Genomic DNA, 22,087 nt, shown 5'->3' on the forward strand with positions numbered 1-22,087 from the left:
AAGGTTCAGTAAGCAGAGCGTCACGCAATGATCCGGCCGGGGTGGGGTTATCCCCCGGCTGCCCCGGCGGCCGCCCTCATGGCGTCGCGGCGGCGAGCCGGGCACCCTAGCGCGTATGACCGCACGCACCACGTCTCCGCAGGACGACCGGCCACCACCCGCGCGCTTCGCGTACGACCGGCACACCTGGAAGGAGATCGCACACCTCCTGGTGAACCTGCCGATGGGGATCGCCGGCTTCGTCTACGCGATCACCGTGCTGGCCGTGGGCACCGGCCTGACGGTGACGGTGATCGGTCTGCCGCTGCTCGCGCTGGGGCTGCTCGGCGCGCGCCTCATCGGCCGGGCCGAACGGGGCCGGGCCAGGAAACTGCTCGGCGTCCGGGTCGACGAGCCGAGCCCGATGCCGGGACACCGCGGGCAGGGCTTCCTCGGCCGGCTGTGGGCGAACCTGAAGGACCCGGTGGGCTGGCGCACCATGCTGTACGCGTTCATCCGGCTGCCGTGGGGCGTGGTGACCTTCACGGTCACCCTCACCGGGCTCTTCGTGCTCTGGCCGGTTCTGCCCTTCATCGCGCGCGGCCTCGCCAACGCCGACCGGGCGATGGTGCGCGGACTGCTGTCACCGTCCGACGAGTTGGAGCGGCGCATCGCCGAACTGGAGTCCGACCGGGGCGTGGTGGTGGACACCGCCGCCGCCGACCTGCGCCGCATCGAACGCGATCTGCACGACGGCGCGCAGGCCCGCCTTGTCGCCCTCGCCATGGGGCTCGGCCTCGCCAAGGAGAAGCTCCTTGAGGACCCGGACGCCGCGGCCTCCATGGTCGACGAGGCGCACGGCGAGGTGAAGCTGGCGCTGCAGGAACTGCGCGATCTGGCCCGCGGCATCCACCCGGCCGTCCTCACGGACCGCGGCCTCAACGCCGCGCTCTCCTCCGTCGCGTCGCGCTGCACGGTCCCGGTGAAGGTGACCGCCGAGCTCCCGGCGCGCCCGGCGGCCGCCATCGAGGGCATCGCGTACTTCACGGTCTCCGAGCTCCTGCAGAACGTCAGCAAGCACAGCGGGGCGAAGTCCGCGAGCGTCGACGTCTGGCGTTCGGAGGAGCGGCTGCTCATCCAGGTGTGGGACGACGGGCGCGGCGGGGCGCGGCTCGACGGCGGGACGGGCATGGCGGGGCTCGCGGACCGGCTCGGCGCCGTGGACGGGCTCTTCGTGATCGATTCGCCGCAGGGCGGGCCCACGACGATCACGGCGGAGCTGCCGTGGCGGGACCGCGTGGGGTAGGGAAAACCCCCGGTGGAAGACGCCGACCCGCTCCATGGCCGCGAGCGGCCGCGCCGACGAGTCTGTAACCAGGGCACTTACAGCGGACACCACAAGCACAGAGCCGGCCACAGGGCCATAGAGCCTCTGAGCCACAGACGCAGAAACGGACGGCAGCGATGGCCACGGACTACGGACAGGGGTACGCGCGGATGGACCGGCCGGAATTCCGGGGCACCGACGTCGAGGAGCGGCGGCACCGCCTGCCCGCCGGGCTGCGCGCGCCCATCGAGGCGCGCACCTGGCGGGAGTTCGGCTACACCCTGCTGAGCCTGCCGATCGGCATCACGTCCTTCGTCTTCGCCATCACGATGCTCTCGCTCGGCGTGGGCCTCCTGATCACCTTCATCGGCATCCCGGTGCTCGCGGCGGGTCTGGCCGGCTGCCGCGGCATCGGCGCCATCGAGCGGACGCGGGCGCGCGGGCTGCTCGGCCTGGACATCGCGCCGCCGGAGCCGCTGCGGCCCAAGGGCGGTGGCCTGCTGGCGCTCATGGGTGCCGTCCTGAAGAGCGGCGCGTCCTGGCGGCACCTGCTGTACTCGCTGCTGATGCTGCCGTGGTCGCTCTTCTCGTTCGCGGTGGCGGCGGTGTTCTGGTCGTACGGCTGGCTGATGCTGACGTATCCGCTCTGGTTCTGGCTCTTCCCGATGTACGGGGGGCAGGACGGCATCCAGCTCTACGGGGGCGACGACGACCACCGCATCTACCTCGACAATCCGTTCGAGCTCGGCATCACCGCCGCGACCGGTCTCCTCGTCACGCTGGCCACCCCGTGGATCCTGCGGGCCCTGACGACCGTGGACCGCGTCATGGTGTCCGGGCTGCTCGGCCCCTCGCGGCTCGCGACCCGCGTCGTCGAACTGGAGTCGGACCGCGGTGTCGTCGTGGACACCGCCGCCGCCGACCTGCGCCGCATCGAGCGCGATCTGCACGACGGCGCGCAGGCCCGCCTTGTCGCCCTCGCGATGGATCTGGGGCTCGCCAAGGAGAAGCTGGCCGAGGACCCGGAAGCCGCGGCGCGCATGGTCGACGAGGCGCACGGCGAGGTGAAGGTGGCGCTGCAGGAACTGCGCGACCTGGCCCGCGGCATCCACCCGGCCGTCCTCACCGACCGCGGCCTGGACGCGGCGCTCTCCTCGCTGGCCGCCCGTTGCACGGTGCCGGTCCAGATGGAGGTGGATCTGACGAGCCGCCCGGCGGCGGCGATCGAGGGCATCGCGTACTTCACGGTCTCTGAGCTGCTGCAGAACATCAGCAAGCACAGCGGGGCGAGCGCCGCGAGCGTCGACGTCTGGCGGGCCGAGGACCGGCTGATGCTCCAGGTGAGCGACAACGGGGCGGGCGGCGCCGATGTGTCGGCGGGCTCCGGCCTTGCGGGCCTCGCGGAGCGGCTCGACGCGGTCGACGGGATCCTGGTCGTCGACTCGCCGGCGGGCGGCCCGACGACGGTCACGGCGGAACTGCCGTGGCGCAAGGCCTGACCCGACACCGGCCCCGACACCCGCCCGCGCGCGGCCCCGGCTCTCCCCCAGAGCCGGGGCCGCGCGCTGTCCCGTGGTCCGGAGCGCAACAGTCCGGCGACCGGCCCGGTGGGCGGCGGCGGATCGCGCGATACTGAGGAGCCGAGTGTTCGGCCGACGCGACCGCTGTCGGACCGATGCGGGCCAGACAAGCGCGCCGGGGGGCCAAAAAGTGCCGGGGGGCCAAAAAATGGAGGACAAAGTGCGGGTCGTCATCGCCGAGGATTCAGTGCTGCTTCGGGAGGGCCTGACCCGCCTGCTGACCGACCGCGGGCACGACGTGGTCGCCGGTGTGGGCGATGCCGATGCGCTGATCAAGACGATCACCGACCTCGCCGGGCAGGACACCCTGCCGGACGTGGTCGTCGCCGATGTGCGGATGCCTCCGACCCACACCGACGAGGGCGTGCGCGCGGCGGTGTATCTGCGCAGTCAGTACCCCGACCTCGGGGTCCTGGTCCTTTCGCAGTACGTGGAGGAGCAGTACGCCACCGAGTTGCTCGCCGGGTCGAGCCGCGGCGTGGGCTATCTGCTCAAGGACCGGGTCGCCGAGGTGCGGGAGTTCGTCGACGCGGTGGTGCGGGTGGCGGAGGGCGGCACGGCGCTCGACCCGGAGGTCGTGGCGCAGCTGCTGGGCCGCAGCCGCAAGCAGGACGTGCTCGCGGGGCTTACACCACGGGAACGCGAGGTACTCGGCCTGATGGCCGAAGGACGGACGAACTCGGCGGTGGCCCGGCAGCTCGTGGTGAGCGACGGTGCCGTCGAGAAGCACGTGAGCAACATCTTCCTGAAGCTCGGCCTGTCACAGAGTGACGGGGATCACCGCCGCGTGCTCGCGGTCCTCACCTATCTCAATTCGTGAACGACTGACAGCCTGCCAGACGGTGCCGGGCGGCACCCGGAATCGAGCGCCCCTCCGGCCCGGACAGGTATGAACAGGTGTGAACGGGCGTGAACGGGCGTGAACACAGAGAGTCACGAGCACGGAGTCGGTCAAGGCAAGTCCTAGAACCAAAGGATGAGCGGGGAGCGTCATCCATGAAGGACCGGGGGGCGAGGCAAACCATGGCAAACCAGTGCGACACGGCGTCTCAGAAATGCATCCAGAATGCGAGCAAGCCCAGGAAGGCGACCCTTACAGACGTAGGGTGGACCTTGGGAGCGCCGGCCGTCCCGGCGATTCCGCACAGTCGCCTCGAGGGAGGTCCAGTTCAGTGACCAGCCAGGTCAGTAGCCAAGCCGAGCAGGCCGACGGGGCAGTCGTCGGAGGACAACGCAAGCCCGCAGGTGACAAGGATGTGCGCCGTCTGGACCGGGTCATCATCCGCTTCGCGGGTGACTCCGGCGACGGAATGCAGCTCACGGGCGACCGGTTCACTTCGGAGACCGCCTCTTTCGGCAACGACCTGTCGACGCTGCCGAACTTCCCCGCCGAGATCCGCGCACCCGCCGGGACCCTGCCGGGTGTCTCCTCCTTCCAGCTGCACTTCGCCGACCACGACATCCTGACCCCGGGCGACGCGCCGAACGTCCTGGTGGCGATGAACCCGGCGGCGCTGAAGGCGAACATCGGTGACGTGCCGCGCGGCGCGGAAGTCATCGTCAACACCGACGAGTTCTCCAAGCGCGCGATGCAGAAGGTCGGTTACGCCACCTCCCCGCTGGAGGACGGCTCCCTGGACGGCTACAGCGTGCACCCGGTGCCGCTGACCACGCTGACGGTGGAGGCGCTGAAGGACTTCGACCTGTCCCGCAAGGACGCCGGGCGCAGCAAGAACATGTTCGCGCTGGGGCTGTTGTCGTGGATGTACCACCGGCCGACCGAGGGCACCGAGAGGTTCCTGCGGGCGAAGTTCGCGAAGAAGCCGGAGATCGCCGAGGCGAACATCGCCGCCTTCCACGCGGGCTGGAACTTCGGCGAGACCACCGAGGACTTCGCGGTCTCCTACGAAGTCGCCCCCGCCGCCCAGGCGTTCGCGACCGGCACCTACCGCAACATCTCGGGGAACCTGGCGCTGTCGTACGGTCTGATCGCGGCGGGCCGGCAGGCGGATCTGCCGCTCTATTTGGGCAGTTACCCCATCACCCCGGCCTCGGACATCCTGCACGAGCTGTCCAAGCACAAGAACTTCGGCGTGCGCACCTTCCAGGCCGAGGACGAGATCGCGGGCATCGGCGCGGCGCTCGGGGCTGCGTTCGGCGGGTCGCTCGCGGTGACGACGACCTCCGGTCCCGGTGTGGCGCTGAAGTCGGAGACCATCGGTCTGGCCGTCTCGCTCGAACTGCCGCTGCTGATCGTGGACATCCAGCGCGGCGGTCCGAGCACGGGCCTGCCGACCAAGACCGAGCAGGCCGACCTGCTGCAGGCGATGTACGGGCGCAACGGCGAGGCGCCGGTGCCGATCGTGGCGCCCAGGACCCCGGCGGACTGCTTCGACGCGGCGCTGGAGGCGGCCCGCATCGCGGTCACCTACCGCACGCCGGTCTTCCTGCTGAGCGACGGCTATCTGGCCAACGGCAGCGAGCCGTGGCGCATCCCCGAGGTCGACGAACTGCCCGACCTGCGCGTGCAGTTCGCCTCCGGTCCCAACCACACCGAGGCCGACGGCACCGAGACCTTCTGGCCCTACAAGCGCGACCCGCAGACCCTCGCGCGCCCGTGGGCGATCCCGGGCACGCCGGGCCTGGAGCACCGCATCGGCGGCATCGAGAAGCAGGACGGCACGGGCAACATCTCCTACGACCCGGCCAACCACGACTTCATGGTCCGCACCCGCCAGGCCAAGGTCGACGGCATCGCCGTGCCCGACGTGGAGGTCGACGACGCCGGCGGGACCGCCGACACGCTGGTGCTCGGCTGGGGTTCGACGTACGGCCCGATCACCGCGGCCGTCCGCCGGCTGCGCGCGGCCGGTGTCCCCATCGCGCAGGCCCATCTGCGCCACCTCAACCCGCTGCCGCGGAATCTGGGCGATGTCCTCGCGCGTTACGACAAGGTGGTGATCCCCGAGATGAACCTCGGTCAGCTCGCCACCCTGATCCGCGCCAAGTACCTGGTGGACGCGGTCTCGTACAACCAGGTCAATGGAATGCCCTTCAAGGCCGAGCAGCTCGCCACGGCTCTCAAGGAGACCATCGATGGCTGACACGAAGACGGCCGGGCCGGAGGGGACCGGGAGCACGATCGAAGCGCTTTCCCTGGTGCCCAAGGCCGACGCCCAGCAGTCCATGAAGGACTTCAAGTCCGACCAGGAGGTGCGCTGGTGCCCCGGCTGCGGTGACTACGCCGTGCTGGCCGCCGTGCAGAGCTTCATGCCCGAGCTCGGCCTGGCGAAGGAGAACATCGTCTTCGTCTCGGGCATCGGCTGCTCCTCCCGCTTCCCGTACTACATGAACACCTACGGGATGCACTCCATCCACGGCCGCGCCCCGGCCATCGCCACCGGCCTGGCCTCCTCGCGCCGCGACCTGTCCGTGTGGGTGGTCACCGGCGACGGCGACGCGCTGTCCATCGGCGGCAACCACCTCATCCACGCCCTGCGGCGCAACGTGAACCTGAAGATCCTGCTGTTCAACAACCGGATCTACGGCCTCACCAAGGGCCAGTACTCCCCGACCTCCGAGGTCGGCAAGATCACCAAGTCGACGCCCATGGGATCGCTCGACGCGCCCTTCAACCCGGTCTCCCTCGCGATCGGCGCCGAGGCGTCCTTCGTGGCCCGCACCGTGGACTCCGACCGTAAGCACCTCACCTCGGTGCTGCGCGAGGCCGCCGCGCACCCCGGCACCGCGCTGGTGGAGATCTACCAGAACTGCAACATCTTCAACGACGGCGCCTTCGAGGTCCTCAAGGACAAGCAGCAGGCCGAGGAGGCGGTGATCCGCCTGGAGCACGGGCAGCCGATCCGCTTCGGCGCCGACGGTTCCAAGGGCGTCGTACGCGACGCGGTGACCGGCGACCTCAAGGTCGTCGCCGTCACCCCGGACAACGAAGCCGACATCCTGGTCCACGACGCGCACGCCACGTCACCGACCACGGCCTTCGCGCTCTCCCGGCTCGCCGACCCCGACACCCTGCACCACACCCCGATCGGCGTCCTGCGCAACGTCCGACGGCCGGTCTACGACACGCTCATGGCCGACCAGCTCGACACCGCCATCGAGCGGGACGGCAAGGGCGACCTCGCCGCACTGCTCGCCGGCGGCGACACATGGACGGTCGTCGGCTAGCCCGACCCGCTCGGCACGAGGCCCGGTCCTGATCCGTCAGGACCGGGCCTCGTCGTATGCCGTGCGCGCCTTCTGCACGTCGCCCATGCGCCGCTCCGTCCAGGCCGCGAGGGCCCGCACCTGCTCGGCGGCCTCGCGGCCGAGCCCGGTGAGGGAGTAGTCGACGCGGGGCGGGATGACCGGCTTGGCGTCGCGGTGCACCAGGCCGTCGCGCTCCAGGGTCTGCAGGGTCTGGGCCAGCATCTTCTCGCTGACGCGGCCGATCTCGCGGCGCAGCTCGCTGAACCGGTACGAACGCTCCTCCAGGGCGAGCAGGACGAGGACGCCCCAGCGGCTCGTCACGTGCTCCAGGACGAGGCGGTGGGGGCACATCTCCTCGCCCGCGACGTTCCAGGTACTTACGTCCATGCCAGTACCTTACTTCAAAGTGGGTACTTACGGAAAGTTAGCGCTGCTCCTAAGGTGGGTGTCATACCGACTTCCACCGGACGTAACAGGAGCAACCAGACATGAGCATCGTCGTCACCGGAGCCACCGGACACCTCGGCCGTCTCGTCATCGAGGGGCTGCTCGCCGCCCGGGTCCCCGCCGGGGACATCGCGGCCGTCGTACGCGACAAGGACAAGGCGGCCGGCCTCGCCGAGCGCGGCGTCGAGCTGCGCGTCGCCGACTACAGCGCCCCCGAGAGCCTGCGCGGCGTCTTCGCCGCAGGCGATCGCGTGCTGCTGATCTCCGGCAGCGAGATCGGGCGGCGCGTGCCGCAGCACCGCGCGGTCGTCGACGCCGCGCGCGAGGCGGGCGTCGCGCTCCTCGCCTACACGGGCATCCTCGGCGGCCCCGACGCCGACTTCGACCTGGCGGCCGAGCACAAGGCGACCGAACAGCTGATCCTCGACTCCGGCCTGCCGCACACCTTCCTGCGCAACGGCTGGTACCACGAGAACTACACCGAGCACCTCGCCCCGGTCCTGGAGCACGGCGCCGTCGTCGCCTCCGCGGCCCGCGCAGACTACGCCGCGGCCGCCGTCGCCGTCCTGACGGGCGAGGGCCACGAGGGCAAGGTCTACGAGCTCAGCGGCGATGTCGCGTGGAGCTTCGCCGAGTACGCCGCCGAGGTCGCGGCGCAGACCGGCAAGGACATCTCGTACGCGAACGTGCCCGCCGAGCAACACCTCGCCGTGCTGACCGGCGCCGGGGTGCCCGAGCCGATGGCGGCGGTCCTCGTCGACGTGGACGCGGCCATCGCGCGCGGGCGCCTGGCGGGGACCAGCGGGGAGCTGGCGAAGCTGATCGGCCGGCCCACGACCCCGCTCGCGGACGCGGTGGCGGCGGCGCTCCGGGGCTGAGCCCGGCCGCATCCCAGGAGCACCCCCGAGGCGTCACGAGCGTCACCGTGGAACGGGCATGACAGCCGAGGGTTCCCGGCGCTACCTTCAGTGGGGCAGCGCGGGCTGCCGTGCACGAAGGAGGGGCCGTGGACAGCGGAGCAGCCGGGAAGCCGGGGAACGAGCAGCGCGTCGGGCTGCTGAACGGCTTCGCCGCCTACGGGATGTGGGGTCTGGTCCCTCTCTTCTGGCCGCTCCTGAAACCCGCCGGCGCCGTCGAGATCCTCGCCCACCGGATGGCCTGGTCGCTCGTGGTCGTCGGCGTCGCGCTGCTTTTCGTACGACGCTGGGGCTGGGCCCGCGAGCTGCTGCGCCAGCCGCGCAGGCTCGGCCTGGTGGCGATCGCCGCGGCGGTCATCACCGTCAACTGGGGCGTCTACATCTGGTCCGTGAACTCCGGTCACGTCGTCGAGGCGTCCCTCGGCTACTTCATCAACCCGCTGGTCACCATCGCCATGGGCGTCCTGCTGCTCGGCGAGCGGCTGCGGCCGGTGCAGTGGGCGGCGGTCGGCATCGGGTTCGCGGCGGTCCTCGTGCTCGCGTTCGGGTACGGCAGGCCGCCGTGGATCTCGCTCTGCCTCGCCTTCACCTTCGCGACGTACGGCCTGGTGAAGAAGAAGGTCAACCTCGGCGGCCTGGAGTCGCTCGCCGCGGAGACCGCCGTGCAGTTCCTGCCCGCCGTCGGCTATCTGGCGTGGCTCGCCACGCAGGGCGACATCGTGTTCGGCACGGAGGGCGCCGGGCACGCGGCGCTGCTCGCGGCCACCGGTGTGGTGACCGCCGCTCCCCTCGTCTGCTTCGGGGCCGCGGCGATCCGGGTGCCGCTCTCCACCCTGGGCCTTCTGCAGTACCTCGCGCCGGTCTTCCAGTTCCTGCTCGGCATCCTGTACTTCCACGAGGCGATGCCGCCCGAGCGGTGGGCGGGCTTCGGCCTCGTCTGGCTGGCACTCTCCCTGCTGACCTGGGACGCGCTGCGCACGGCCCGGCGGAACGCGGCGCGGGTGGTGGCCGCGAGGGCGGCGGGGGCGGCGGCAGGGGCGCCGACAGTGCCTGTGTCGCCTGAAGAGGCACCCACCCGCACCGCCTAACCGGTATAACTGGTTACATGGCAACCCTGCACTGGAAGCTGGTCATCGACGCCGCCGACCCGCACGCCCAAGCGGCCTTCTGGGCCGAGACGTTGGGGTACGAGGTCGAGGACAACAGCGCCCTCATCGACCGTCTGCTCGGCCTCGGCGCGGCGCCCGAAGCCGCGACCGTCGAATTCCGCGGCCGCCGCGCCTGGCGCGACCTCATCGCCGTCCGGCACCCCGACGACCCGTACGACGAGGCCAGCGGCACCGGCCTCGGCCGCCGGATCCTCTTCCAGCGCGTGCCCGAGCCCAAGACCGGCAAGAACCGGCTGCACCTCGACGTGCACACCGGGCCGGGCCGCCGCGACGACGAGGTGCGCCGGCTGGAGGCGCTGGGCGCCGCCGTGGCGCGGCACGTCAAGGAGCCCGGCGGCGAGTGGGTGATCATGACGGACCCGGAGGGGAACGAGTTCTGCGTCCACTAGGCGGTCCACGGCTCGGCGTCCCCCGCCCAGGCGGTCCCCGTCACCCAGACGGTCGGCGTCGCCGGTTTCCCCATACCTCCCCGGCAGGTTCTTGACGGTGTCGCCGCGTGGCCGAGCCGGGGCGGCAGGCCGGTCTTTGGCAAGCTGGGACGATGGCACAGCAGCCGCGCGCCCACCGTCTCCTCCTCGCCGTCTGCGGTGCCTTCGCCCTGCTGTCCCTCCTTCTCGTCCCGCTCTCCCTGCCCCTCGGCTGGGACGAGATCGTCTACGCCAGCCGCTACTCCCCGCACGGCCCCGCCACGCCGTTCAGCGCGCCCCGCACCCGTGGTGTGCCGTTCCTGATCGCGCCCGTGGCGGCCTGGAGCGACTCCGTCGTGCTGCTCAGGGTGTGGCTGACGTTGCTCGCGACCGCCGCGCTCTATCTGGGGTTCCGCCCCTGGCTGCGCGTCCTGCACCGGCCGTCGGCGGCCGCCCTCGCCGCCGCGCTCTACGGCGGCCTGTGGTTCGCGCTGTTCTACGCGAGCGCCGCGATGCCCAACCACTACACCGCCATGGGTGCCGTCGGGGCGGTCGGCCTCTTCCTGTGGCCGCGGCAGTCCGCCGCGACCCGCGCCGGGATCGCGTGCGGCCTCGCCCTCGCCACGCTGATGCGCCCCAACGACGGCGTCGCCCTGGGTGTGCCCCTGCTGGTCGCCGCTCTCGTCGTCCCCGGCTGGCGGGGGCGGGGCCGCGTTCTCGCCGTGCTCGGCGGGCTCGCGGCGGGTGCGCTGCCGTGGATCGTCGAGGCGTACGTCCGTTTCGGCGGCGTCCGCGAACGGCTGAGGGAGGCGAGCGAAGTGCAGGGGGATCTGCGGCCGCTGCTCTCCCTGGCCCACCACTTCACCGTCATGGACGGCCCGCTCCTCTGCCGCCCCTGCGCCGCCGACGGCATCCGCCCCATCGCAACGGAGTGGTGGCTGCTGCTGCCGGTTCTGGTGGGGGTGGGGTTGTGGAGCGTGCGGGGGGTGGGGGGACTGCGGGGCTTGGGGGGTGTGCAGGGCTCGGGGGGTTCGCAGGGCTTGGGGGGTGTGCGGGACGCGGGGAGTCCGCGGGACGCGGGCAGTCCGCAGGACGCAGGAAGTCCGCAGGACGCAGGAAGTCCGCAGGACGCAGGAAGTCCGCAGGACGCAGGAAGTCCGCAGGACGCAGGAAGTCCGCAGGACGCGGAAGGCGCGCGGGACGCGGAAGGCGCGCGGGACGCAGGAAGTCCGCAGGACGCAGGCAGCCCGCAGGACGCGGAAGGCGCGCGGGACGCGGGGAGTGCGCGGGACGCAGGAAGTCCGCAGAACGCAGGCAGCCCGCAGGACGCGGAAGGCGCGCGGGACGCGGGCAGTCCGCAGGACGCGGAAGGCGCGCGGGACTTGGGGGGTGTGCGTGATGCGGGAGGTGCACGTGGTGCGCCTGTCGGGGGGTCGGAGATCCGTCCCCCCGCCCCCGCCGTCCTCCGCGGCTGTCTGCTCGCTGTCGTCGTCGCGGTTGCCGTCGCCCTGCCCTACCTCCTCCTCGTCCCCTACGCCGCCCCTCGCTTCCTCCTCCCCACCCACGCCCTGCTCGCCCCGGCCGCCGCCCTCGGAGTGCTCGCCCTCGCCGCGGCCGCCCGCGCGTCCCGTCGGCCGTGGGTCGGCCTCGCCGCGCTGGGGCTCGTCCTCGCCGGACACTTCGCCGTCCAGCTCCCCCTCGTCCACGGGAACGCCGGGATCCAGGCGGGCGCCCGCGGCGACTGGGCGCGGATCGCCGAAGTCCTGCACGACCACGGCGTCGGGGGTGACGGATCCGGGACCGGCGGCACTCCGTGCGTCCTGCGCGGCAACGCCTCCGTGATCCCCATCGCGTACGTGGCCGGCTGCGCCCCCGCAGAGCCGGACGACCCGCGCCACCCCGCCGCCCTCGTCCTGCGCGAGGCGGGCCCCCCGCACTGGGCCCGTTCCTGGCCCCGCCACCCCGTACCCGACACCTATGCCTCGGGGTGGGCCGTCCACGTACGCCCGTAACCGGGCTCCCGTGACGTGCCGTCACGTGAAGCGGCCACCCCTGGACGACTTTCATTGCGCGTGCATATAGTGCACGTGCAAGCAACCGCCGTGTGCAAGCGACCCCAGGGGGATCCCATGACCCGCAAGTTCCTCTTCGTCCTCGGCAGCGCCCGCCCGGAGGGCAACACCGAGATCCTGACCCGCAAGGCCGCCGAGCAGCTGCCCCCGGACGTCGAGCAGCGCTGGGTGAACCTCGCCGACGTACCGCTCCCCGACTTCGAGGACCAGCGGCACGACGACACCCGCCCGCGCGCCCGGCCCCGCCCCGTCGGCGACAACGAAGCGCTGCTCCTGGAGGCCACCCTGGAGGCGACGGACATCGTCATCGCCTCGCCGCTGTACTGGTACTCGGTGTCGGCCACCGTCAAGCGCTACCTCGACTACTGGGACGCCTGGCTGGAGACCCCGGAGATCGACTTCAAGGAGACCCTCAAGGGCCGCACCCTGTGGGGCGTGACGGCGCTCGCGCACCGCGAGGAGGAGGTGGCGCAGCCGCTGATCGGCACGTTGAACCACACCGCCGCCTTCTTCCCCATGCGCTTCGGCGGCGTCCTGCTGGGCAACGGCACCCGGCCCGGCCACGTCCTGGAGGACACCGAGGCCCTGGCGCGCGCCAAGACGTTCTTCGCCCAGGAGCCCCCGCTGGCCCGCTACCCGTACGACAACTGACCACCCGACCGGCCACCCGGCCGACCACCCGCCGCACGGCCTACGCCATGACGTCCTTCGCCCCGAACCGCGCCCACGCGGCCGAGCCGAACACGGCCGCATACAGGCCCTGCATCTGCAGGTTCTTGATGATGTCGTCCCAGTAGACCGGCTCGCGCATCAGGTCGGCGAACGACAGCCAGTAGTGCGAGAAGAAGTACGGGTGGAGGGCGTGCAGCTGCGGGATCTGGTCGAGGATCTGGACCGTGATCAGCAGCCCCACCGTCGTCGCCATCGCCGCGATGCCGCTGCTGGTGAGCGTCGAGACGAACAGGCCGAGCGCCGCCACGCCGATCAGCGACACGGCGACGACCAGCGCGATCAGCAGGGCCCGCAGCAGCCCCTCGCCGAAGCCCATGCGGGTGCCTGAGATCGTCGTGACCTCGCCGAGCGGGAAGAGCAGCGCGCCGGTCGCGAGCGCGGACGTGGCGACGACCAGGGTCGCGACCAGGCAGAACGTCAGCGTGGTCGCGTACTTGACGAGGAGCAGCCGGGTCCGTCCCGCGGGCGCGACCAGCAGATAGCGCAGCGTGCCCGCGCTCGCCTCGCCCGCGACGGCGTCTCCCGCGACGACGCCGATCGCCATGGGCAGGAAGAACGGCAGGGTCGCGGCGAGCGCGGTGAAGACCAGGAACAGGCCGTTGTTGGTGATCTGCGCGATGAAGGCGGGCCCGCCCTCGTCGCCGCCCCCGCCGATCGTGGAGCCGTCGCTCGTCTCGATCTTGACCGCGATGCCCACCAGGATCGGCACGGCGGCGAGGACCGCGAGCAGCGCGATGGTCCGCCAGCGGCGGAACGTGATCCCCAGCTCGCTGCGGAAGAGACCGAGCGTCCAGATCCAGCGCTGCTCCCTCGGGACGTCCGCCCGGGACACGTCCGTGGTCTCGGCGACCTCAGCCCGCGACATCGAAGCCCTCCCCCGTCAGCGCCACGAACGCGTCCTCCAGAGAGGCACGTTCGAGCCCGAAGCCGCGGACGCGGACGCCCGCGCCGACCAGCGCGGCGTTCAGATCGGCCAGGTCCACGCCGTCCTGAACCGGTGGTTCGCCGGTGACACGGTCCTCCGTAGAGACCAGATCCGTCACACCCTGCTCCTTCAGGACGCGGGCCGCCTCGCCCGGGTCCGGTGTCGTCACGACGAGCCTGCCCCGCGCGCCCGCCGCCAGCTCGGCGACGGACCCCTGGGTGATGAGACGGCCCCGGGTCATCACGGCCGCGTGCGTGCAGACCTGCTCGATCTCGTCGAGCAGGTGCGAGGAGAGGAAGACGGTCGTGCCCTCCGCGGCCAGCTCCCGCACCAGGGTGCGGATCTCGCGCATGCCCTGCGGGTCGAGGCCGTTCGTCGGCTCGTCCAGGACCAGGAGCCTGCGCGGCTGGAGCAGCGCGGCCGCGAGCCCGAGCCGCTGCTTCATGCCGAGGGAGTACGCCTTCGCCTTCTTGCCCGCGGCCGCGGTGAGCCCGACCCGGTCGAGGGCCGCATCGGCCCGCGCCTTCCGGGTGCGCGGGTCGGCGGTCGGGTCCGCGGAGTCGTACCGCAGGAGGTTGTCGCGGCCCGACAGGAAGCCGTAGAGGGCGGGGCCCTCGATCAGCGCGCCCACGTGCGGGAGGACGGTGCGCGTGGCGCGCGGCATGGGGCGGCCAAGGACCTGGGCGCGGCCGGAGGTCGGCTCGATGAGGCCCATCAGCATGCGGATCGTCGTCGTCTTGCCCGAGCCGTTCGGCCCGAGGAAGCCGAAGACGCTGCCTTCGGGGACGGTGAGGTCGAGCCGGTCGACGGCGAGGTGCTTTCCGTAGCGCTTGGTGAGCGCGTGCGTCTCGATGACGTGCTCCACCGGGGCCTTTGGCCCTGCCGAGCCCTGCGAACTGCCGCTGTTGCCCGGCACGCTGCCCTCCCGTTCTCCGAAGAGACGGATGGAAGGTGCCCGTCCGGCACCTCCCATCCGCCGTTCCCGTTCCCTTATGCCGTACGCACCGCTAGTGCGCTTCGTTCGCCGCCTTCACCAGCGCGTCCTTCGTGACCGCGCCCACGTAGACCGTGCCGTCGTCGGTGACGAGGGCGTTGATCAGGCGGGTCGAGAAGACCGTGCCGGAGCCGAACTTTCCGTCGACCTGGTCGCCCAGGGAGTCGAGCAGCTTCTGCGCGTCCTGCGGGACGTCGCCGGAGCCGGCCGTGGGCAGGCCCTGGCCGCCGGGCAGCTTCAGCTCGGCGATGGAGCTCCAGCCCTTCCCGATGACCTTCGGTTCGTTGAGGTCGCCCTCGTCGAACTTCTTTCCGTCCTTGCCCTTGAAGTCACGGCTCTGCTCGTCGGCCTCGGTGACCTTCGTGCCCTTGGGGGGCGTGAAGTCGAAGGTGGACGCGGACGGCTTGTCGAAGTCGACCTTCGTGAAGCCCGCGTCGACGACGGCCGCGCCGCCGGAGGCCGGGGTCAGGGTGAACTTGAGGGGTGTGCCGGTCTTCTCGTCCACCGCGACGGTGATCTGGCCGACCGTCGAACCTGCCTGCTTCGGCTTGATCACCAGGCGGTACGCGTCGCGGCCCGCGACCTGCGCGGTGCCGTCGACCTTGACGGACGTGGTGTCGTCGACGGCCTTCAGGGCCTGCTCGGCGAACTCCTTCGGGGTGCTGGGCAGCTCCCCCTTCGGCACCGCGCCGTGGTTTTCGCCCTTCTCCGGAGAGGCGCCCTCGTCCTTCGCGTGGTAGGCCTCGTTCGACGCGCTGTCGTACGCCCACACGTCGTCGCCGTTGTGGATGAGGCTGTACTCGGAGGCGTCGCCGAGGACGGACACCTTCTGCTTGTCGGGGCCGTCGGCCGCGACGCGCAGCGTGTGCGTGCCGGACGCCAGCTCCATGAGCTTGCTCTTGGGGTCGGCCGCCGAGCCCTTCTCGTCGCCGTCGTCGTCGCCCCGGTCCGCGCCGCCCCCGCCGCCGAAGCCGCCCGCCATGCCGCCGAACGACGGCAGGCCCAGGTCGGTGCTGATCTTGACGTTGCCGGAGAGCTGCTGCGTGTCCGACGCGGCGATCTTCTCGATGAGCTCCTGTGCGGTGACCTTCGGGAGGTCCGGGTCGCCCGATGTGGCGAGCGCCGGGACGAGCCCGATCGTCGCCGCCGCCACCCCCGCCACCGCGATCGGGACCGCGTAACGGGCTGCCTTGCGGCGGCCGGCGCGCAGGTCCGCGGCCTCGCTGGTGTCCTTCGCCGATTCGTACGGTGCCATTGTCTGCCTTACCTCCGTGGTCGGCGGCGGCCTTCCCTGTACGTGCCTTCGTCCACCCTGTGCCGCCATTCTCACCCGAATAGGTCAGGAGTGGTTGTTCTCGCTGGACTCCATCCGACCAAATCGGCCACCAAGAAGCGTCAGACCCCGGAAGCAACTCCATGTACTGCTCTGGGATGACATGAATCAGCGGTGCCTCCCCCGTCCCGTAGGGGGTGGCACCGCCGATCGACAGTCCGGGCTCCTGTGGCGGCCCGGGAAAAGGACGGGCGCTCAGCCCGCCCGGTGCACCACGAGGTCGCAGAGCTCGATCAGCGACGCCTTCGCGTCGCCCTCGGGCAGCGGGCCGAGGGCGGCCCGTGCGCTCTCCGCGTAGCAGACCGTGTCCCTGCGCGCGTGTTCGAGGGCGGGGTGCGCGCGCAGCCTGGTGAGGGCCTCCGCGTGCCGTGCGTCGTCCGTGAGGTCCGAGTCGAGGAGCTCGCACAGGGCGATGTCCTCGGCGAGGCCGAGCCGCGCGGCCCGCTCGCGCAGCCGGAGCACCGGCAGCGTGGGGATGCCCTCGCGCAGGTCCGTGCCCGGCGTCTTGCCGGACTCGTGCGAGTCGGAGGCGATGTCGAGCACGTCGTCGGCCAGCTGGAAGGCGACACCGAGCCGCTCGCCGTACTGCGTGAGGACGTCCACGACGGTCTCGTCCGCGCCGGACATCATCGCGCCGAACCGGCAGGCCACGGCGACCAGCGAACCGGTCTTGCCCCGGAGCACGTCGAGGTAGTGGTCGACCGGGTCGCGGCCCTCGGTCGGTCCCGCGGTCTCCAGGATCTGGCCGGTGACCAGCCGCTCGAAGGCCTCGGCCTGGATGCGGACGGCCTCCGGGCCGAGGTCGGCCAGGATGTACGAGGCGCGGGCGAAGAGGAAGTCGCCGGTCAGCACGGCGACGGAGTTCCCCCAGCGCTGGTTGGCGCTCTCGACGCCGCGGCGCACATCGGCCTCGTCCATGACGTCGTCGTGGTACAGCGTCGCGAGGTGGGTCAGCTCGACGACGACGGCGGAGGGCACGACACCCGGCGCGTAGGGGTCGCCGAACTGGGCAGCGAGCATCACGAGCAGCGGCCGGAAACGCTTGCCCCCGGCGCGGACCAAGTGCTGGGCGGCCTCGGTGATGAAGGGCACCTCGCTCTTGGTGGCTTCGAGCAGTCCCTCCTCGACAGCCGCCAATCCGACCTGGACATCGGCTTCGAGAGCCTGGTCCCGCACGCTCAGCCCAAAAGGCCCGACGACGGTCACGAGAGGTTCTCCTGTCTGCTGACGATCACATGGCCAACTCGGTCGATCATTGGATCTCGTTCGATGACACGGGTTTGTCGATGTGTCGCTGCCATCACTCAAGTCAGCGTATCCGGTCGACTTTCGATCACGGCGAGCACCTGCCCGCCCGTCGCACGCCGCCGCGCTGGTCGGAGCGGATACCGAGTCCCCCCGCACCCTCTTCGCACACCAGGCCGAGCGGTGTGCGACGCTCACCGGTATGTTCTTGATCAGCCCATAAGCCCGAGAAGGCCGTCCTGCCCCGCAAGACCCGTAACGACCGGGAGAAGAGTCTTTGTCCCGTACTACGGCCGAGTACGAGCCGCCAGCCGAGCCGACCGGCGATCCGCCGCCGGGCGACGACCGCGCCTTCTTCGGCCAGCCGCGCGGCCTGCTCACCCTCTCAGGCCTTGAGGTCTGGGAGCGCTTCTCGTTCCTCGGCATGCAGGCCATCCTGGTCCTCTACTTCGCCGACTCCGTCGCGAACGACGGCATGGGGATGGATGCCGGCACGGCCGCGTCGGTCTCGGCGGCGTACGGCACGCTGGTCTACCTCGTCTCCGTGGCGGGCGGCTGGCTCGCCGACCGCATCCTCGGCTCGTACCGCGCGGTGCTGTGGGGCGGCATCCTGATCGCCTGCGGCCACTACTCGATGGCCGTGCCGACGGCGACGATGACCTGGGTGGGGCTCGGCCTGATCAGCGCGGGCACCGGCCTCCTCAAGCCCAATGTCGCCTCGATGGTCGGCAAGCTCTACCGCACCGAGGACGAGCGCCGCGACGCGGGCTTCGCGCTGTACTACATGGCGATCAACGTGGGCGCCTTCGCGGGCCCGCTGATCACCGGCTGGCTCGGCGACCACAAGGGCTGGCACTGGGGCTTCTCGGCGGCCGCGATCGGCATGACCTTCGGCCTCGTCCAGTACGTCGCGGGACGGCGCCATCTCGCGGGCCGGAAGGCGTCCGCGGAGTTCGCGCTGCCGAGGGACGCGATGCGCCGGGCCGTCCTGCTGATCGTCGCAGGCCTGGTCGCGGCCGCCGCCGTCGCCGGGCTCCTCGCCGCCGTCGGCTGGCTCACCATGGACCGCTTCGTCGACCTGCTCACCCTCGTCTCCGTGATCGCGCCGGTCGTCTACTTCGCGGTGATGTTCCGCAGCCCGCGCGTGAGCGCCGAGGAGCGCGGCCGCCTCCGGCCGTACGTGGTCCTCTTCCTGGCCTCGGTGGTCTTCAACTTCATCCTCTTCCAGGCGTACTCGACGATGATCCTGCTCGCGTCGACGAACGCCGAGACGTCGATCTTCGGCTTCACCTTCCCCGCGAGCTGGTACGCCTCCGCGCTCGGCGCCTTCGAGGTCGGGCTCGCGCCGGTCGTCGCCGCCGTCTGGGCGCGGATGGGCCGTCGCCAGCCGCATGCCTCCAACAAGATCGCCTTCGGTGTGATCCTGGGCGGTCTGTCGTTCCTCCTGATGACGCTGCCCACCTCCGGGCACGCCGACGACACGTACAAGATGGCGGTCTGGTGGATCGTCGGCTCCTACCTGCTGCTCGGGCTCGGCGACATCCTCGTGGAGACCTCGGGCATGTCCGCGACGACCAAGCTCGCCCCGAAGGCCTTCGCCAGCCAGACCATGGCCCTGTGGTTCCTCTCCCTCGCGCTCGCCAACGGCATCCAGGCGCAGGTCGTGAAGGTCTACGGAGAGGTCTCCAACCCGGCGTACTTCGGCGTGAACGGCGCGATCGCCGTCCTCGCGGGCGTCGCCGTGATCGCGCTCGCACCGTGGCTGCGCCGCACCATGCACCCCGTCCACTAGGACACCCCGCCCACCGGATACGACCCGTCCACCGGAGACACCCCGTCCACTGAGGTTCCACTCATGCAGATCCGCGACTCCTTCCCGTACGAGACCACCCGCGAGGACTTCCACGTACCCCTCTCCGACGGGACCAGGCTCTACGCGCGTGTGTGGCGCCCGGTCACCGACGAGCCGGTCCCCGTGCTCCTCGAATACCTCCCCTACCGCCTCAGCGACTGGACGGCGCCGCGCGACTGGCAGCGCCACCCCTGGTACGCGGGCCACGGCTACGCCTCCGTGCGCGTCGACGTCCGCGGCCACGGCAACAGCGAGGGCCTGCCCACCGACGAGTACTCGCCGCAGGAGCTGGCCGACGGCGTCGAGGTGGTGAACTGGCTGGCCGCGCAGCCTTGGTCGACCGGCAAGGTCGGCATGTTCGGCATCTCCTGGGGCGGCTTCAACTCCCTCCAGATCGCGGCGCTCGCACCCGAGTCGCTCAAGGCGATCGTCACGGTCTGCTCGGCGGACGACCGCTATGACAACGACGTGCACTACATGGGCGGTTCCGTCCTCGCGGTGGACATGCACGCGTGGGCGGCGACGATGCTCGCCTTCGCGTCGCGCCCGCCGGACCCGTACTTCGTGGGTGACGCCTGGCGCGAGATGTGGCTGACGCGCCTCGAAGCCGTCGAACCCCTCATCCACACCTGGCTCGACCACCAGACCCGCGACGACTACTGGCGGCACGGCAGCGTCTGCGAGGACTACTCCGCGATCGGCGCCGCGGTGCTCGCGGTCGGCGGCTGGCACGACCCGTACCGCGACACCGTCCTGCGTCTGGTCGAGCACCTCCCCGACGACCGGGTGCGCGGCCTGATCGGCCCCTGGTCGCACCAGTACCCGGACCGCGGCCTGCCGCCGGGCCCCGCGATCGGCTTCCTCCAGGAGACCCTGCGCTGGTGGGACCACCACCTCAAGGGTGTCGACACCGGCGTCATGGCCGAGCCGAAGCTCCGCTCCTGGATCAGCGACTCGCACCCGCCGGCGACGGTCTATCCGGAGCTGTCCGGCGGCTGGGTCGGCGACCCGTCCTGGCCGTCCCCGAACGTCACCCCCGTCTCGTACGCGCTCCAGGGCACCCCCGTCCTCGTCGGCTCCCCGCAGCACACGGGCCTGGACGCGGGCCGCTTCTTCCCCTTCGGGAACGACGCGGACCTGCCGCCCGACCAGCGGGACGAGGACGCGAAGTCGGCGTGCTTCGAATTCGAGGTCCCCTCGGAGGTACGGATCCTCGGGCGCCCCAGGGTGACGCTGCGGCTGCGGATGGACGTGCCCTTCGGGCAGGCCGTCGCCCGCCTCTGCGACATCGCCCCCGACGGCTCGTCGACCCTGGTCACCCGGGGCGTGCTCAACCTCTCCGCCCGGCACGGCAGGGACCGCGCGGACGCCTGGCCCCTCGGCGCCACCGAGGACGTGACGTTCGAGCTCAACGGCATCGGCCACACCTTCCCGCCGGGCCACCGCATCCGCCTCGCGGTCTCCTCCGCGTACTGGCCCTGGATCTGGCCGCAGGCGGACTCGGTGGGCTTCACCCTGGAGCCGGTGGGCAGCTCCCTGGAACTGCCCGTCCGTGAAGGCGACTTCGACCCGTCGATCACCTTCGCGCCCGCCGAGCAGTCGGAGCCGCTCGGTGTGGCGTATCCGGCGACCCTGGACGAACAGCGGCCCGAGCGCCTGGTCGTACGCGACGTCGCCAAGGGCGAGTGGCGCCTGGAGGTCGACCCGCGCTACGGCGGCACCCGCGTGTACCCCGACGGTCTCGAATTCACCGAGGACGCGCTGGAGACGTACACGATCCAGGAGGGCGACCCGCTGAGCGCCCGCACCCGCTCGGACTGGACGATCCGCCTGCACCGGCCCGAACTCGGCTGGGACACGCGCGTCGAGACCCGCTCGGAGATCACGTGCGACGCGGCGGACTTCATCACCTCGAACGAGGTGGTGTGCAGGGCCGGCGACGAGGTCGTCTTCCACCGGACGTGGGAGAAGCGGATCCGGCGGACCGCGGGCTAGGACCTGTCGGCCCAGGACCTGGTCCGGAGGTCGCCCCGCAGGAGACGGTCGAGGACGACGGCGATGCCGTCGTCCTCGTTCGAGAGGGTCAACTCGTCGGCCACCGCTTTGAGTTCCCCGTGGGCGTTGGCCATGGCCACCCCGTGGGCGGCCCACAGGAACATGGGGATGTCGTTCGGCATGTCCCCGAAGGCGATCGTGTCCGCGGCCGTCAGGCCGAGCCGCTCGGCGGCCAGCGCGAGCCCGGTCGCCTTGGTCACCCCGCACGGCTGGAGCTCCACCGTGCCGGGCCCCGACATGGTGACCGTCGCGAGGGAACCCACCGCGTCGCGCGCCACCGCCGCCAACTCGTCGTCCGGCAGCCACGGATGGCGCAGGAGCACCTTGCTGATGGGCTCCTCCCACAGCACGTCCCGCCCGGGCACCCGCATCGCGGGAAGCGTGGGGTGCGGCATCTCGTACCCCGGCTCGATGAGCGTGAGGCCGTGGACCCCGTCCTGGTCCACGGCCGCGTAGACCTGCCCGACCTCCGCCTCGATCTTGCCGAGCGCGGCCTCGGCGAGCTCGCGGTCGAGCTTCACGGACCACTCCATCCGGTTCGCCCCCGCGTCGTACAGCTGCGCCCCCTGACCGCAGACGGCGAGGCCCGCGTAGCCGAGTTCGTCCAGGAGGGGCCGCACCCTCGGTGCCGGGCGGCCTGTCACCACGAGGTGCCGGGCGCCCGCCTCGCCGGCGGCGGCCAGTGCCCGCCGCGACCGGTCCGAGACCGTGTCGTCGCCGCGCAGCAGCGTCCCGTCCAGGTCAGTGGCGATGAGTGCATATGCGAGGGGAGCGGCCATGATCCAGAGAATACGGATCCTGCGCTCCACCGGAAGCTGCTTGGCAAGGTGCGCATACGGCCGGG

18 protein-coding genes are annotated in these 22,087 nt (G+C 71.4%); 12 read left to right on the top strand and 6 right to left on the bottom strand.

Annotated features, from left to right (window positions below; translation table 11 throughout):
* The first annotated feature begins 115 nt into the window (after positions 1 to 115).
* The 5 genes from ACZ7LU_RS16255 to ACZ7LU_RS16275 all read left to right on the top strand — a co-directional run bounded on the left by ACZ7LU_RS16255 (position 116) and on the right by ACZ7LU_RS16275 (position 7,074).
* Positions 116 to 1,285 carry a sensor histidine kinase gene (locus ACZ7LU_RS16255; protein WP_398300126.1) on the top strand — a complete coding sequence of 390 codons (1,170 nt, stop codon included), beginning with the start codon at positions 116 to 118 and terminating at the stop codon, positions 1,283 to 1,285.
* A gap of 158 nt (positions 1,286 to 1,443) precedes the next feature.
* Positions 1,444 to 2,805 (top strand): sensor histidine kinase, encoded by a 1,362-nt coding sequence (locus tag ACZ7LU_RS16260; RefSeq protein ID WP_471916978.1) that lies wholly within the window; start codon positions 1,444 to 1,446, stop codon positions 2,803 to 2,805.
* Positions 2,806 to 3,034: 229 nt separating this feature from the next.
* Positions 3,035 to 3,706, top strand: a complete 672-nt coding sequence (locus ACZ7LU_RS16265; protein WP_471916979.1) for a LuxR C-terminal-related transcriptional regulator — start codon at positions 3,035 to 3,037, stop codon at positions 3,704 to 3,706.
* Positions 3,707 to 4,058: 352 nt separating this feature from the next.
* A complete protein-coding gene (locus ACZ7LU_RS16270; protein ID WP_398300120.1) occupies positions 4,059 to 5,990 on the top strand; it encodes a 2-oxoacid:acceptor oxidoreductase subunit alpha in 1,932 nt (643 codons plus the stop codon).
* Positions 5,983 to 7,074, top strand: coding sequence for a 2-oxoacid:ferredoxin oxidoreductase subunit beta (locus ACZ7LU_RS16275; protein ID WP_398300118.1), 1,092 nt, complete (start codon positions 5,983 to 5,985; stop codon positions 7,072 to 7,074). The genes ACZ7LU_RS16270 and ACZ7LU_RS16275 overlap by 8 nt, the downstream gene beginning before the upstream one ends.
* 36 nt (positions 7,075 to 7,110) lie before the next feature.
* On the opposite strand, the gene ACZ7LU_RS16280 is transcribed toward ACZ7LU_RS16275, so the two are convergent.
* Positions 7,111 to 7,482 carry a winged helix-turn-helix transcriptional regulator gene (locus tag ACZ7LU_RS16280; RefSeq protein ID WP_398300116.1) on the bottom strand — a complete coding sequence of 124 codons (372 nt, stop codon included), beginning with the start codon at positions 7,480 to 7,482 and terminating at the stop codon, positions 7,111 to 7,113.
* Positions 7,483 to 7,583: 101 nt separating this feature from the next.
* On the opposite strand from ACZ7LU_RS16280, the gene ACZ7LU_RS16285 reads away from it, so the two are divergent.
* From ACZ7LU_RS16285 to ACZ7LU_RS16305, 5 genes are all read left to right on the top strand, one after another.
* Positions 7,584 to 8,420, top strand: a complete 837-nt coding sequence (locus ACZ7LU_RS16285) for an SDR family oxidoreductase (protein ID WP_471916980.1) — start codon at positions 7,584 to 7,586, stop codon at positions 8,418 to 8,420.
* 128 nt (positions 8,421 to 8,548) lie between these two features.
* Positions 8,549 to 9,547 (top strand): EamA family transporter RarD, encoded by a 999-nt coding sequence (gene rarD, locus ACZ7LU_RS16290; RefSeq protein ID WP_471916981.1) that lies wholly within the window; start codon positions 8,549 to 8,551, stop codon positions 9,545 to 9,547.
* Between the two features lie 17 nt (positions 9,548 to 9,564).
* A complete protein-coding gene (locus ACZ7LU_RS16295; protein WP_398300110.1) occupies positions 9,565 to 10,017 on the top strand; it encodes a VOC family protein in 453 nt (150 codons plus the stop codon).
* 152 nt (positions 10,018 to 10,169) lie between these two features.
* Entirely contained in the window at positions 10,170 to 12,047 is a 1,878-nt protein-coding gene (locus ACZ7LU_RS16300) for a hypothetical protein (protein WP_471916982.1), read from the top strand.
* Between the two features lie 117 nt (positions 12,048 to 12,164).
* Positions 12,165 to 12,758 (top strand): flavodoxin family protein, encoded by a 594-nt coding sequence (locus ACZ7LU_RS16305; RefSeq protein WP_471916983.1) that lies wholly within the window; start codon positions 12,165 to 12,167, stop codon positions 12,756 to 12,758.
* A gap of 40 nt (positions 12,759 to 12,798) precedes the next feature.
* Here the strand turns inward: ACZ7LU_RS16305 and ACZ7LU_RS16310 are convergent, their stop codons facing one another.
* The 4 genes from ACZ7LU_RS16310 to ACZ7LU_RS16325 all read right to left on the bottom strand — a co-directional run bounded on the left by ACZ7LU_RS16310 (position 12,799) and on the right by ACZ7LU_RS16325 (position 17,297).
* On the bottom strand, positions 12,799 to 13,704 hold the full coding sequence (locus ACZ7LU_RS16310) for an ABC transporter permease (protein ID WP_471916984.1): 906 nt from the start codon (positions 13,702 to 13,704) through the stop codon (positions 12,799 to 12,801).
* Positions 13,691 to 14,629, bottom strand: a complete 939-nt coding sequence (locus ACZ7LU_RS16315; RefSeq protein ID WP_471917084.1) for an ABC transporter ATP-binding protein — start codon at positions 14,627 to 14,629, stop codon at positions 13,691 to 13,693. The genes ACZ7LU_RS16310 and ACZ7LU_RS16315 overlap by 14 nt, the downstream gene beginning before the upstream one ends.
* Positions 14,630 to 14,771: 142 nt before the next feature.
* Positions 14,772 to 16,013 carry a LolA family protein gene (locus ACZ7LU_RS16320; protein ID WP_471113927.1) on the bottom strand — a complete coding sequence of 414 codons (1,242 nt, stop codon included), beginning with the start codon at positions 16,011 to 16,013 and terminating at the stop codon, positions 14,772 to 14,774.
* Between the two features lie 273 nt (positions 16,014 to 16,286).
* A complete protein-coding gene (locus ACZ7LU_RS16325) occupies positions 16,287 to 17,297 on the bottom strand; it encodes a polyprenyl synthetase family protein (protein ID WP_398300098.1) in 1,011 nt (336 codons plus the stop codon).
* 316 nt (positions 17,298 to 17,613) lie between these two features.
* Between ACZ7LU_RS16325 and ACZ7LU_RS16330 the strand changes: the two genes are divergently transcribed.
* Both ACZ7LU_RS16330 and ACZ7LU_RS16335 read left to right on the top strand, forming a co-directional pair.
* Positions 17,614 to 19,128, top strand: a complete 1,515-nt coding sequence (locus ACZ7LU_RS16330) for a peptide MFS transporter (RefSeq protein ID WP_398300096.1) — start codon at positions 17,614 to 17,616, stop codon at positions 19,126 to 19,128.
* 63 nt (positions 19,129 to 19,191) lie between these two features.
* Positions 19,192 to 21,183 (top strand): CocE/NonD family hydrolase, encoded by a 1,992-nt coding sequence (locus tag ACZ7LU_RS16335; RefSeq protein ID WP_471916985.1) that lies wholly within the window; start codon positions 19,192 to 19,194, stop codon positions 21,181 to 21,183.
* Here the strand turns inward: ACZ7LU_RS16335 and ACZ7LU_RS16340 are convergent.
* Positions 21,180 to 22,022 carry an HAD family hydrolase gene (locus ACZ7LU_RS16340; RefSeq protein WP_398300092.1) on the bottom strand — a complete coding sequence of 281 codons (843 nt, stop codon included), beginning with the start codon at positions 22,020 to 22,022 and terminating at the stop codon, positions 21,180 to 21,182. The genes ACZ7LU_RS16335 and ACZ7LU_RS16340 overlap by 4 nt on opposite strands.
* Positions 22,023 to 22,087 lie beyond the last annotated feature (65 nt).

It is taken from the genome of Streptomyces sp. NPDC039462, assembly GCF_055639375.1.

Coding starts and splice junctions, on each gene's coding strand:
- ACZ7LU_RS16260 (WP_471916978.1), top strand. CDS start 1,444: ATGGCCACGGACTACGGACAGGGGTACGCGCGGATGGACCGGCCGGAA.
- ACZ7LU_RS16340 (WP_398300092.1), bottom strand. CDS start 22,022: ATGGCCGCTCCCCTCGCATATGCACTCATCGCCACTGACCTGGACGGG.
- ACZ7LU_RS16265 (WP_471916979.1), top strand. CDS start 3,035: ATGGAGGACAAAGTGCGGGTCGTCATCGCCGAGGATTCAGTGCTGCTT.
- ACZ7LU_RS16280 (WP_398300116.1), bottom strand. CDS start 7,482: ATGGACGTAAGTACCTGGAACGTCGCGGGCGAGGAGATGTGCCCCCAC.
- ACZ7LU_RS16335 (WP_471916985.1), top strand. CDS start 19,192: ATGCAGATCCGCGACTCCTTCCCGTACGAGACCACCCGCGAGGACTTC.
- ACZ7LU_RS16285 (WP_471916980.1), top strand. CDS start 7,584: ATGAGCATCGTCGTCACCGGAGCCACCGGACACCTCGGCCGTCTCGTC.
- ACZ7LU_RS16295 (WP_398300110.1), top strand. CDS start 9,565: ATGGCAACCCTGCACTGGAAGCTGGTCATCGACGCCGCCGACCCGCAC.
- ACZ7LU_RS16300 (WP_471916982.1), top strand. CDS start 10,170: ATGGCACAGCAGCCGCGCGCCCACCGTCTCCTCCTCGCCGTCTGCGGT.
- ACZ7LU_RS16320 (WP_471113927.1), bottom strand. CDS start 16,013: ATGGCACCGTACGAATCGGCGAAGGACACCAGCGAGGCCGCGGACCTG.
- ACZ7LU_RS16275 (WP_398300118.1), top strand. CDS start 5,983: ATGGCTGACACGAAGACGGCCGGGCCGGAGGGGACCGGGAGCACGATC.
- ACZ7LU_RS16310 (WP_471916984.1), bottom strand. CDS start 13,704: ATGTCGCGGGCTGAGGTCGCCGAGACCACGGACGTGTCCCGGGCGGAC.
- ACZ7LU_RS16255 (WP_398300126.1), top strand. CDS start 116: ATGACCGCACGCACCACGTCTCCGCAGGACGACCGGCCACCACCCGCG.
- ACZ7LU_RS16305 (WP_471916983.1), top strand. CDS start 12,165: ATGACCCGCAAGTTCCTCTTCGTCCTCGGCAGCGCCCGCCCGGAGGGC.